Below are 13906 nucleotides of genomic sequence, written 5' to 3' on the forward strand. Positions count from 1 at the left end.
TCAGATTTCAGCCTCTTCTCGTTCACCCTCGCCCTCGGCCGGGTCCGGGCCGTTCAAGTCCTTCAGCAACATTTCGGTCAGATCATTTACAGTTGGCCCCTTGAGGAGTTCGCTGACCTGAATCGTCTGGGCAAGACCGGTACGCAACCGATTGTGAAGCTCCATCGCCATCAGGGAATCCATGCCGAGATCCATCAGAGATCGATCCCGCTGGTCGGCCATTCCCGGTTCAAGAGCCAGAACACGAACAATCTGGTCCGCCAACCAATCGGCCAGTAGCCCCGGCTGCTCATCGCTACTCGCTGCGGCAAGCTTTTCCAGTACATCCTCTTCTGGGGCACTTTCCGCTTTCGTTGTCTGTTTGATGATATCTTTGAATAGCGGTCCCGAGGTGGACGGCAGCTTGGAACGGTTCATCGGAACGATACCAACCTGCGGCGACGGGCTGCCAAATAATGCATCTGCCAGCATCTCTACGCCCTCGTCGGGCTGGATCATCTTCAGGCCCATGGCTTCCCAGCGTTTGTGGTGCCGATCGTCGACCTCTGATGCCATGCCGATTTCGGCCCAGCTTCCCCAGTCCACGCTCAGCGCGTGGAGACCTTGCGCACGCCGCCAGTGCGCGAAGGCGTCAAGAAAGCCGTTGGCGGCGGCGTAGTTCGATTGCCCGGCCGCACCCATCAATCCTGCACCGGAGGCAAACATCACGAAGAAATCCAGATCCTGCTCCGCTGTCAGTGCATGCAGAACAAGAGCACCGTCAACTTTTGGGCCCATGACCTTGTGAATGCGTGCGGGTGTCATTTCCGAAATCATCGCATCATCAAGGACACCTGCGGCATGTATGATACCCCGAAGCGGGGGCATCTTTTGTTGCGCTTCGGTTATGACCTCTGCCATTGCATCCTTGTCCGCCACATCGACGCCGCGCGTGAGGACCGTCACACCAAGCCCTCTAAGCTTGTCGATTTCCAGCTTGGCATCTGCAGTTTCGCCGGATCTGCTGATCAGGATGAGGTTGCGAGCGCCGGAGTCGGCAAGCCATCTGGCTGTTCGCAATCCGATCCCTCGCAAACCGCCAGTAACCAGATAGCTCCCGTCGGCGGAAATTCCTTGAGGCTGGGTTTGTGTCAAAACAATCTTGCCGGTGTGACGTCCCTGGGCCATGAAACGGAAAGCATCCTGAGCCTGTTCAAGCGGCCAGGCTCGATGGCTCATTGGCGTGAGTGCACCCTTTGCCATCTGATCGTAGACTTCCTGTAGCAGGCCGCGCACCAACCCAGCGTCCGCAGCCGTGATGTCACCCAGATAAAGCTGATGATAGCTGCGTCCCGGATATTCCTTGTCAATACGAGCCTGATCCCATTCGTCGGTCTTGCCGATTTCGACAAAGCAACCGCTTTCCGACAAAAGGCCAAGGCTGGCAGGAATGAACTCGCCCCCGAGCGAATTGAGGACAAAGTCGAATCCTGTGCCATCGGTCGCATCCTGCAGGTCCGACACGAACGACAGGGAGCGGGAATCGCCGACGCCTTCGGCGCCCAGTTCAAGAGCCAAAGCACGTTTTTCTGGTGTGCCGGCAGTTCCAAAGACCCTTGCGCCCATATTGAGAGCGATTTGTGTCGCGGCCATGCCAACCCCACCGGTTATGGCGTGGATCAAAACCTTTTGGCCCGGTTTGACATTTCCAAGTGTTTTGAGCGCATAACCAGCAGTTAGATAGGCAACTGGCACACCCGCCGCCTGCGCCATAGTAAGATTGGAAGGCTTGGGAACCACCAGCGCGGTATCCACCGTCACATAGGTGGCAAAGCTACTGTCTGCCATGGCCACGACCTTGTCACCAATGCCAAATTCGGTAACGTTGGGACCTAGAGCGGTTACGACGCCCGCGCATTCGCTTCCCAGCGGTCCGGGATCGCCGGGATACATTCCAAGCGTGTTCAAGACATCACGGAAATTGACCCCAGTGGCGCGGACTCGCACCTCGATCTGCTCCGGACCTGGTGGTATGCGGTTTACCTTGGTCAACGTCAGGTTTTCCAGCATCCCACGCTTGGTGATGTCGAGCATTACGGATTCTTCGCCAGCAGAAGGTAAGGTACGTCCCGGGGCGAGGCGCGCAGCATAACGCGAGTCGCCGCGAAATGCCGTCTGATCCTCGTCATCCGGGTTGCTGACTGAAAGGAATAACTGTTCGATTTCGCTTTCCGAAATTCTTGGGTCGAGGTCGATACGGACACAATGAATTTCAGGTCTTTCTGATGCTACGACGCCGGCAAAGGCATTCACTGGCGATTGCGCAAGGTTCGGAGGCTCGCCAAAGATGGACTGGCTACCACGCGTGACGAACCACAGCCTTGTCCCATCCGGAACAGCTTGCGCCAGACCAAGGGCCGTGCCGAGAAGCGCGTCATGCCTATGGGCATCCAAAGGCCAAAAGTTCAGGATACCTGTTACCGGGCCTGCGTCTTCTAGCAGTTTTTCGATGTTCCCTTTGTTATGCCCACTAACCGTAGTTTTGGGGTCGCCGATCCCAAGTTCAGGTCCCTGCCGAGCTATGCAGATTTCGCCGCCGGCAGCACGCAGCCGATTTGCAAGCTTTTCGCCCGTTCCTGACTCATCGGCAAGGATCAGCCATTTACCGATGCACTGATCAACTGGCGCTTCTGGTAGTGGCACACTTTTCCAAGTGATGTCGGAAAGCCACTCGCCACGATCCTGCGCCCCGAGCATACGACGCAGGGTGCTGCGCTTGACGCGCTGAAAGCGGAATCCCCTTGCAAACAGAACCGCATTCGCTTCGCCATCAAAGAGATTGAAATCGCATTCGTACTGATCTGCTTCGGCCGTTTCGCGCTGGGTTAGATGGCAATGCACTTTGCGAGGCACCGGAGCTAATACCTGAAAATCACGCATAGCAACGGGCATGTATGCATCGCCACTTTTCTCAGACTCGAACAAGAGCGCGCCGAGCAACTGAGCGCAGCCATCGACCAGAGAGGGATGCGCTATGAATCCCTTGTCCGATAAGCTGTCTGACAGTTCGATCTGTGCCCAGGCTTCGGCCCCAAAGCAGCGTATGTCGCTGAGCGGGCGGAAAGCCGGGCCATAATCGATGCCAAACGAAACCAACCAGCCATAAAAGTCGTTTGTATCAATGCGGGTCGCGGATCTGGGAATTTCCGGCAGTGCGAGTCCATCTTTGGGTGTCTTGGCTTCAGTTAGCTTGGCTCGCATGTGCAGCCGCCATTGAGAGGTTTCTTCGCCATCGGATGGGGGCAGGCTATAGATCCGGATATCGCTTTGGCTGGAGGAGCCTTCGGTATTTACGACAACTTGCACCTCGACGCTGTCGTCCTCTGGCAGGATCAATCCATTGCGAATCTCGATGTCTTGCAACGCAAGCATCGAGGAACCGGTTGCCTCTTTAACCGCGCCTAACGCCATTTCAATGAACCCGGCTGCAGGGAAAGGTGCATGATCGTAGATACGATGATCTTCCAGCCATGCATCTGTCGAAATTCCGATGCTGCCCTGAAATACTTGAACAGGTCCGGGGTTGGAACTTCCGAGAAATGGGTGGTTTCCCCGTGTCGTAACAGCGGTCTGATTTTCGTCGAATTCCGCCCAGTAGCGTTCACGTTGAAACGGGTAGGTTGGCAAGGCTTGGCGTGATACGGGAGATAGACCGCCGCCGAGCAGGTTTTCCCAGTTCAATTTTTGGCCGTGCACATAAAGCGCGGCTGCAGCTCCTTTTAGAGTTTCGTTATCATTGCAACCCTTGCGCAAGGAACTCACCCAGTGTGCTTTTTCGGATTTTCCGCATTGTCTTGCCATGCCAATCAGACTTGCCGAAGGTCCAACCTCGAGAAACGTTTGGAAACCGGACTGCAGCAATGTTGTGATAGACTCGGCAAAATTTACAGGTTGCCTTATATGACGCGACCAGTAATCGGGATCGGCAATCTCCGGTCCTGCAATTCTTCCGTTCAGGTTTGAGATGAGCGATATTTCTGGAAAATTATAATGTATTTCCGAGGCAACTGCCGCGAAGCTATCTAGCATCGGTTCCATCAACGGTGAATGGAAGGCGTGCGACACAGTAAGCTCCTGTCCGGTGATGCCATCGCTCTGTAACCGTTTGAGCACGGCAGATACGGCTTCGCGACGGCCCGAAACAACCGTGTTCGACGGTGTGTTGATCGCGCCGATACCGCAAGCGGATTCGTACCCCTTGAGAGCAGGGCGAACCGTTTCGACATCGGCAAAAACCGCAGCCATTGTTCCATCGCGCGGCAATTCACTCATCAGGCGACCGCGGGTCGCTATCAATCGTATTGCATCTTCAAGTGTAAAGACGCCGGCCACGCAGGCGGCCACATACTCCCCAACGCTGTGGCCAATGACCGCCGCAGGTTCTACACCCCAGCTTTCCCAAAGCTGGAACAGTGCCCATTCTACCGCGAAGAGCGCTGGTTGTGTGTAGGCTGTATCATTCAGCAAGGTCGCATCTTCGTCGAAAATTACGTCCAAAAGCGGGCGCGGAAGTTGCCTGTCCAATTCCGCTGCGCATCTATCAAGGGCGGTACCGAACACGGGTTCGCGGGCGTATAGATCTCGGGTCATACCGGGGTACTGTGAACCTTGGCCAGTGAACATCATGACCACTTCGGGTGCGCTGCCGCCGGGGACCGAACCGCGCTCTACGCCGGTCAGGGAATCGCCCTTTGCGATGCCATCGAGTTTTGCCAGCGCGTCTTCCTGGTTTGATACGACGCAGGCGATCCGCCGGTTCAAATGCGATCGACCAAGAGAGAGTTCCGCGGCGCATTTAGATACGCTGGCGTTCGGGTGTGAGCGTATGTGGTTTGCCAACTGTCCAGCGATCGATGCCAGTGCCTTATCGCTGCGTCCGGTCATCGGCAGGATGGTGTGCGACCGTTCCGCCAATGGCTTTTGCTCCTCGATTGACGGCGCTTCTTCGAGAATGATATGCGCATTGGTGCCGCTGAATCCGAATGAACTGGCACCGGCCCGAAGTTTGCCGTTGTTCGGTGCTACCCAAGGTGTGAGCCTGTCAGGCACCTTAATAGGAAGACTGTCCCAAGGGATCAGGGGGTTGGGATTTTCAAGATTGAGGTGGGCCGGAATCTGCCGATGCTGAAGAGCGAGTGCGGCTTTAATTATTCCGGCAATTCCGGCAGCGCCTTCTGTGTGGCCGATGTTCGTCTTCAATGAGCCAACCACAAGTGGCGCGTCCTTCGGACGGTTTCCAAAGACTTCGCCAAGCGCATTGATCTCGATTGGATCGCCGAGGGATGTGCCGGTACCGTGAGCTTCTATATAAGAGATATCCGAAGGATCCAGCCCTGCGTCCTTCAGTGCGGCGCGTAAAACCGCAACTTGGGCACGTCCATTTGGCGCAGTCATACCGGTACTGCGCCCATCCTGATTGATTGCGCTCCCTTTAATGACGGCGACAACCCGGTCTCCGTCGCGCTGCGCATCACTCAGACGTTTCAGGGCGATCATTGCACAGCCTTCGCCGCGGGCATAACCGTCAGCAGAAGCATCAAAGGTATGACATTTACCTGTGAACGACATCATCCGTGCACGTGCCGTCAGGATGGAGCCGGTCGGCGATAGCGTGAGCGTCACGCCACCCGCAAGAGCCATGTCTGCATCGCGATTTCGCAAAGCACGGACTGCTTCGTGTATGGCCACCATTGACGATGAGCAGGCTGTATCCAGCGCGAAATTTGGGCCATGCACCCCAAGGAAATAGGACAAACGGCCAGAGGCGATAGAATGGGACGAACCCGATGCTTCATATGCGTCGGCGGTCAACTCGCCCTGAAACTTGGCGGAACGCATCGCATAGTCGTGCGCGGTCATGCCGACATAGATTGCGGTATTACTACCCGAAAGCGAGGCTGGCGCGATGCCGGCATTTTCGAGTGCTTCCCACGTAACCTCAAGTAAAAGGCGTTGCTGAGGATCAAGGCTGATGGCCTCTCGTGGTGTAATGCCGAAGAAAGCCGGATCGAAACCTTCTACGTCATCAAGGAAGGCACCCCAGCGGGCATAAGTCTTGCCCTGGGCATCCGGATCGGGGTCGTAGATCGATTCAATGTTCCAGCGATGTGGCGGCACCTCCGTCACGACATCGCGGCCTTCGCTTAGTAGTTCCCACAGGGCTTCCGGCGTGTTGGCGGAGCCGGGAAAGCGGCATCCTATTCCGACAATGGCAATCGGTTCGGAGTTCTGTGCCTTGAGTTGCGAAAGTTCTTCTTCAAGGCGCTGGATCGTGACGACAGAACGTTGCAGCAGTCCGTGATAGTCGGGGCTTGGTTTGTCGCTCATGAATTAAAGGTCCTGTCTAGTCGATCCAGTTGGAGCGCAAGTTGTGCCGCGAGGTCTTCTTCAGACGCTGTTTCAACGTTTAGTTTTTCCTGGTGCTTCTCTGGTGGCTTAACTCGCGTGTTTTGTTGATCGGGCGTGATCTTTTCACCGATGTACTCGGCGAGCGCTGCAATTGAGGGGTATTCGAACGTGATTGTCGCGGGCAGTTGTAGACCAGAAGCGATGTTAAGCAGGTTTCGCAGTTCCACGGCCATGAGACTGTCGAGTCCTCGCTGCTGGAGAGGCTCATTTATGTCGATACTATCTTCGGGAGCGAGTCCCAGAACTTTGCGCGCAAAATCACGTACCGCACCTTCGAGGACGGTGCGCTGCCTATTTCGGGGCGTTGCTACGATCAGCGCGGGGAGATCAAATGGACCACTGATCGCATCCTTATTTAGCGTCGATTTCTCATCAGGGGCCGATGGTGTAACTTCGGGTGTCAACTCGGCAAACAATCTTGCTGATTGCCCGATAGCGACATCCCGCCAATTGGCATCAATGACGCACACCTGAGGCCCAATCTGTTTGGAGCTTGCCAGAATTGCGCCGAGCGCCTTCAATCCGACCTTCGGGTCAATAGGGAGCAATGACTGGAAACCACGGCTGCTCTGGCGCGCGCCTGCACCGATGTCAGCCCATAACCCCCAATTGATTGTCACTGCATCTCGGCCTGCCGCACGCAGCCGGTATGCCAGCGCATCCTCGAAGGCGTTGGCGGCTGCATGGTTTGCCTGCCCGGCCGATCCGGCTACCGATGCACCCGAAGAGAACATGATGAAACGGGCTGATTTTGGCAAAGAATGCAATAAATTTAATGTCCCGGCGACCTTTGCCTGCATCACCTTTTGGATCTGCGGCCAATCAAGATTGAGCACCGCAGCGTCAGCCAGTCCGCCCGCCGCATGGATAGAGATAGCCACCGGCGGCAGCGCCTCTGCAAGTTCCTCGAGGCAACGCTCTACATCGGAAGGGTTCGACACATCGCCACACAATACGAGGATCTCCGCACCACTTGCGGTCAATTTGTCGATTTGTTTCTGCGCCGCCGAATTCGGCTCCGACCGACCCAGAAGCGCGATATGCTTGACGCCTTGGTTTACAAGCCATTCCGCTGTAGCCAGGCCCAGACCGCCAAGCCCGCCCGTTATGAGACAGGTACCAACCGTGGTAACACCTGGGTCTGTGAGGCTTAGAGAATTACCAGCCGGAGCCAGCCGTCGAACCAGTCTTGCGCTGCCGCGTAGCGCGAATTGGTCCTCGTCCGTCGCGTAGCGCACCGCAGCCGCTAACTCGGCGGCGGAGACTTTCTCGTCATTGTCTGCATCTGGATCAAGATCAATTCGCCTGACAGCCATCTCTGGATGTTCAAGTGCTAGCGAATGTGTGAAGCCCCAGACTGCTGCCTGTGCGGGTTCGGCGTCAGCGCCGTCATGTGTCGCCTGGCCACCGCGAGTCACTATGCAAAGCTGTGGAGAAGCACCAGAAGCGGCTGTTACAGTATGAACCGTGCCAAGCAGGTCTTCGAATAGCTTTTTCTGACCGTCCATTACCGAATTGGTGCTCATCTCCAAATCTGTCGTCGCATCCAGCGCACCAAGATGAATTATCCCTTCCACACAACCCTGGTATAGATAGTCGCGCAATATGAGGCTGTCGGATGCGATCAATACCTCATCGCCCAAAGCCTCCAACGCAGTCTTCAAAGATTGTTCAAGGTTACCGCCGGTACAAATGACCCAGCGAGCAGTTGAGCTCGATTCAGCCGGCCGCCTTGCGGCGAGAATCGTCTGTTCTGCCAAGGCGCCTTTTGCCTCACCTGCCGGAAGGAACTCGACCTCTCGGAACCCCATTTCCTCGAAAAGTGCCAGCCATTCCGGCAGCGGAAGCAACGCGTATGACCTGCGTGAAGTATCCTCATAGGCCCACCAGCCTTCCAGCATTCCAACAGTCAGGTCCCCGAAGCGTTGAGGCTTGGTCGCTTCGAGCATGAGCAAGACACCTTCTGGGGCCAGAAGGTCGCGGACGTGGCCGAGAGAGGTTTCAAGGTCAGGGGTTGCGTGAATGACGTTGCCAGCAAGGATCACGTCAAAACTTCCTCGGGCGAATCCCTGCTCGGTTGGAGGCATAGAGATATCCAACGGACGAAAGTCCATTCCGTCGTACTGCACAAAACGGCTTCGCGCCCGATTCAGGAACAGTGGCGAAATATCTGTGAAAACGTAGTCGGTTGATTGATCGCCAAGTTGTTCGAGGATACGCGCCGTGGCGCTGCCCGTACCAGCCCCGATCTCAAGGATGCGCAGGCGGCGGTTTTTAGGCCAGTTTCTTGCTATCTGACCGACCATCTCGGCCAAGGCAGCTGTATAGGCGCGCGCAGGCGGCGAAAGTTCGTACAGGTTTTGGGTAAGTTCAAGTGAGCCCTCTGGGAACAGAAGGGTCAACGGATCCGTTCGGCCGCGCAAAACTTCTGCCAAAGCGCTGCCGCAGCGCTGAGTCAATTCAATTTCAGCGGCACATTCAGGGAAATCTTTCAGCAACCGGGCGGCCACTGCCAGCATATCACGGCGTTTGCGGGGCCTTACAACTTCATAAGCATCGCCTGCTGGTGTCAGGGTGCCGTCTTCCGCAAGTATTTCCAGCATACGATTTACCAAGCGCTGATACTTCGGCAGGACACGCACGCCAGATATTATGTCGGCCGCTGCAAGCTGGTCGCCCGTTGCAAGCGGAACACCGAGATTCTCTAAAGCGGCTTCAATAAAGCCTGAGGACAGACTATCCAATCGGCGAAGAAAGTTCGCATAATCAGTTTCAAGTTTAAGAGTCGCGGACAAAGATTTTAGCAAAGGGGCCGCAAACTTCATCAATTCGGACGGTCGAGTTGGAACGCTATTAGGACGCCAGACAACCTTTTGAACGATCCGTTTGACGTCTGATAACCCGGCTTCCCCTCCTACATCATTCGCGCTGGCTTTTCGCAGGGTGACCTCCTTGAAAGACACCAGAGGCGCGCCCTCTGGAGAAACCAGCCAGACGTCTGCGAGAAGGCTGTTCGTTTCCCCGGATTGTGAAACCCTCACCTTGCTTCGAAACCTGTCCGTAAGCGGCGCGTGCCATACAACGCGCGCGGCTCCGAAGATCATGTAGGGATCGTCCAAGTTGGGGAGATCCAGAGCCGCGCCGATCACCTGCAAAGCAGTGTCGGTTGAGACCGGATCTGCAAGGAACTGAGGGCCGGATACTTTGGAGACGGTGATATCGCCGACCGCCAGACCATTGCCTGCCTTTAAGGTGTCAATCATCTTGAATGCTTCGCCGACGTTGATGCCGAGCGACCCAAGGTTCGCGTAGAATTCGTTGACTGGTATCGGAGACGTCGCCTTATGCGAACTTACCTCAGCGGGAGAAACATCAGATGCGGGACCGAGCGAACCTTCGCATAGCGTAACCCAGTTATTTTCGGTCTTCCTTGCGGAGATGCGAAAACTGGCTGAAGTCTCACCTTTCGGGATCATCGAAAGCTGCAACTTATGAACTTCGCCCTCGGTCAGAATAAGCGTACGGCGGAGAAGAAAATCACGAATTTCGACCAGTTTGCAACCAAAATGCAGTTGTGCTACCTGCCAAGCCCAGTCCATCTGGTACGTTGACAGCAGCATCGAACGGCCATGCGCTGATTGATCGAATAGCCATGGCAGTGCTGCAGGATTCAGGTCGATCTCAAAGAGCCGAGTATCACCGAGCGAGTGCACGATTTCACGGCCCGGCAGACCAGTCATGGCGTTTTCTTCTTTAGGAATGGAAGGCGGATCTATCCAATAGCGCGCCCGCTCGAACGGATAACCTGAAATCCGACGCCGCTCCCGTGACCAAGGCGCCTCAAAGGCGCGCCAGTCTATGTCTACACCGGCCACATACAACTTGGCCAACGTCGACAACATTTCCTGCAGGTCATCATGTTCGCGACGCAGGGAGGTCAACCAAGTCGTACGGTCCGGTTCGAGGTTGGCCTGCCCCACTGGTAACAAAGCCGGGTGCGGACCGATTTCGAGAAATATGCGCGCGCCCGCTGTTTTGGCACTTTGGAGTCCGTCGGCGAAGCGTACCGGTGAGCGCACATGTTCGCGCCAGTAGCTCGCCTGCAAAATTTCGTTCGATGTAGTCTTTCCGGACAGGTTTGAGATCAGCGTTATCGCGGGGACGGAAAGGCTGCAGGCGCTGACCGCAGCTTCAAATTCTCTCAAAATCGGGTCCATAAGAGGCGAATGAAAGGCGTGCGAAACATGCAGTCTCTTTGGGATGATGCCGAGTGCTTTTGCCGCTGTATCCGCTGCGTCTACCGCGTCGAGTGATCCGGATATGACGATATCTTGCGGTCCGTTGATCGCGGCAATGTCAATCTGTCCGCGCCAAGGAGCTATCAGAACGCCAGCGGCCTCTGGCGTCATCCTTAACGCCGACATTGCGCCGGGCTCCTCAAGCGATTGCATTAGTGCGCCACGTGTCGCGACAAGATGGAGTGCTTCTTCGAGAGAAAATACTCCGGCGACGCAGGCTGCCACGTATTCGCCGAGTGAGTGTCCCAACACCATGTCGGGCTCAACGCCCCAGCTTCTCCAAAGTTTGGCCAAGGCCCATTCAACAGCAAACAGAGCGGGTTGAGCAACAGCGGTCTTGTTTACCTCGACCGCCGAACCCTCCAGCACCGTTAGAAGTGGCACTGGAATTTTGCCTTCCAAGATCGCGGCGCAGCGGTCGATTTCAGCACGGAAAACGGGATGGCTTGCGTAAAGCCGAGAGGCCATACCCGCATACTGGGCACCTTGGCCACTGAAGACAAAAGCCAGCTTTGGCGTACGTTGAGGAATCACGCCTTCTGCATAGCGCGCATCTGTTCGGTCCCGCGCTTTCAGCAAGGCATCCGCTTCTGCAGTGCTTTGTGCGACGACGGCAATACGTTGCGCGTAATGATCGCGACCAGCGTTTGCGACGTAAGCGATGTCGGCCAGTTCTTCGGTGCCGGCGAGATCGGCGCGCCGCACTTCGATCAAATTGGCGAGACTGCTACTGCTTCGCGCCGAAACGGTCAGCACTTGATGCTGGCGTTCATTCGCCGAGGTCGTCGAAGCGTTCGATGCCGGTGCAGCTTCAACAATAACATGCACATTCGTGCCACTGAACCCGAAGGAGCTGACACCCGCCCGCAAAGGTAAGCTGTCGGGCCATGGCTCGTTCACGCGCTGCGGCTCAAGTGCGTGATCATCCCAGCTTATCAGTGGGTTGAGTTCTTTCAGGTTGACTTGGCCCGGCAGGAACCGATTGCTTATGGACAGCGCAGCCTTAATCACTCCGGCTACGCCCGCCGCGGATTCAAGATGTCCGATCTGCGATTTTACCGAGCCTAGCCGCAACCGTTCCTCACGCTCTGAACTTGGGCAAAGCGTTGCACCCAAGGCGTGTACTTCGATCGGATCGCCAAGCGCTGTGCCGGTTCCATGGGTTTCCACAAATCCGATCTGGCAGGGTTCAACACCTGCATCCTCAAGTGCAGCCTTGATCACCGCTTGCTGCGCCACGCCATTCGGAGCGGTCAATCCGTTACTGCGGCCATCCTGATTGATGGCCGACCCAGAGATAACCGCCACGATGCGATCCTTGTCATTCTGAGCGTCCGCCAATCGCTTGAGCATTAGGACACCGCATCCCTCGCCCCGCACAAACCCGTCGGCTCTCGCGTCGAACGTCTTACAACGTCCGTCGGGTGCCATCATGTGCGAACGAGACAGTGCAATTGTCGTTTCGGGCGTCAAAATCAGGTTGACGCCACCCGCCAGTGCGGCATCGCATTCACCTTGCCGAAGACTTTGAACGGCCTGATGGATCGCAACCAGCGAAGAAGAACAGGCCGTATCCACCGAAACGCTTGGTCCAGTCGTGCCAAGCACATAGGACAAACGGCCAGATGCCATCGAGTGGGCAATTCCGGAGGCGGTATAAGCGTCATAATCTGCATGCCCCGCATCGCGAAGTATACCGTGATAGTCATTGCCTGAGACACCGCAGAACACGCCAGTTCTTGTACCAAACAAAGACTTTGCAGGAATACCGGCGTCTTCCAATGCGGCCCAAGCGACTTCCAGCCAGAGACGTTGTTGCGGGTCCAGAGACTGTGCTTCGCGAGGTGCTATGCCAAAGAATTGCGGGTCAAACTTGTCGATGTCCTTGATCCAGCCGCCCCACCGGGTTGCGGTCTTTCCAGGAGCGTCCGGGTCCGGATCATAATAGGCGTCGACGTCCCAGCGATCCGAGGGCACCTCGGTGATCGCCTCGGCGCCTCGTTTGATCAGCGACCAGTAATCAGCAGGCGTATCGACCCCGCCGGGAAAGCGGCAGCCCATTCCAACTATGGCGATCGGTGACCGCAGTTCCAGTGCATCAATCCGGGCTTTTTGCTGCGCCACAAGAAGCGCCAGTCGCTTGGGAGAATAACTGCTGATCCTTTTGAGGAAATCGCTCACGCCGAGCCTCCCGTGGCAGTGACAAAGAGGGCCTCGATTTCGTCTTCGCTCAGGTCTTCAAGATTTTCGATGTCGGCCGCACCGGTTTCCTTAACGGCAGACGCGGGTTTGGTTTCCTCAGGCAGAGTCGCTGCAAGCCGGCCTAGCAGTCCATCAGCAAGCGCTGTCACTGTGGGATAGTCAAAGACCATCGTAGCAGGGAGGTTGAGGTTACTCCCCATGCCAGCGGACAGCTTGTTGCGAAGATCCACTGCCATGAGCGAGTCGAGGCCCATCTCGCGTAAGGGTCGATCAATGTCGATGTCGTTCTGATTTACCAAGTCGAGCGTTGAGGCAACTTGTTCCGCGACGAACTCCAATACGATACTGCGCCGCGCCGCCCCGTTTGCGGTGGTTAATTCATCAATCACACGGGCAGGGGGTGTTCGAAGTTTAGCCGTCTTCCGAAGTTCGGACGAAGATTGGCCCAATCGTTCAAGAAATGGCGAAGCGCTCATGTCAGGTCGCTGGGCGCGGAAGGTCTTCCAGTCCATCGGGCAAGCCATAACCTGCGCCCGACCAGACGTGATTGCGGCCTGCGCCATTTCCAAACCAGCCGAGGTCTTGATCGGGCGAATGCCCAGTCTGCCCGCAGTCTGGTCAGCCGAAATCTCGGCAGCTATGCCAGCCTCGGACCATGCGCCCCAAGCAATACTTGTTGCGGGCAGCCCGAGAGATTGTCGATATTGCGCGAGCGCGTCCAAGAAAGCATTTGCTGCCGCATGGTTGGTTTGGCCTGCTGAGCCTAGTGTTCCGGCAACGGATGAATAGAGCACGAAGAAGTCCAGCTCGCATGAGAGGCTTACAAGATGCAGGTTCCAGCTCCCGTCTACCTTTGCTTTGAGCGGTACGCCAAACTCCTTGCGTGTCATGTTCAGAACGCTTGCGTCCGATAGCTGCCCGGCTGACTGCACAATGCCTCGTAGCGGTGGCAGATCGCG

3 protein-coding genes (1 of these 3 cut by a window edge) are annotated in these 13906 nt (G+C 56.3%); all 3 read right to left on the reverse strand.

The window, feature by feature from the left end:
* Tightly spaced (each overlapping or abutting the next), the 3 genes in view from ACU0FH_RS08210 to ACU0FH_RS08220 form a layout consistent with a single transcriptional unit that may run on beyond the window.
* Positions 1–6366: an SDR family NAD(P)-dependent oxidoreductase gene (locus ACU0FH_RS08210; protein ID WP_446194179.1), complete on the reverse strand. Its 6366-nt coding sequence runs from the start codon at positions 6364–6366 to the stop codon at positions 1–3.
* Positions 6363–12926, reverse strand: coding sequence for a type I polyketide synthase (locus ACU0FH_RS08215; RefSeq protein WP_446194180.1), 6564 nt, complete (start codon positions 12924–12926; stop codon positions 6363–6365). The genes ACU0FH_RS08210 and ACU0FH_RS08215 overlap by 4 nt, the downstream gene beginning before the upstream one ends.
* Positions 12923–13906, reverse strand: the end of a protein-coding gene (locus tag ACU0FH_RS08220; RefSeq protein ID WP_446194181.1) for an SDR family NAD(P)-dependent oxidoreductase. 6549 nt of this gene lie beyond the right edge of the window; 984 of the gene's 7533 nt are visible here — the last part of the coding sequence; its start codon lies off the right edge, out of view; it ends in the stop codon at positions 12923–12925. The genes ACU0FH_RS08215 and ACU0FH_RS08220 overlap by 4 nt, the downstream gene beginning before the upstream one ends.

The organism is Heliomarina sp., from assembly GCF_052826185.1.

Coding starts and splice junctions, on each gene's coding strand:
- ACU0FH_RS08210 (WP_446194179.1), bottom strand. CDS start 6,366: ATGAGCGACAAACCAAGCCCCGACTATCACGGACTGCTGCAACGTTCT.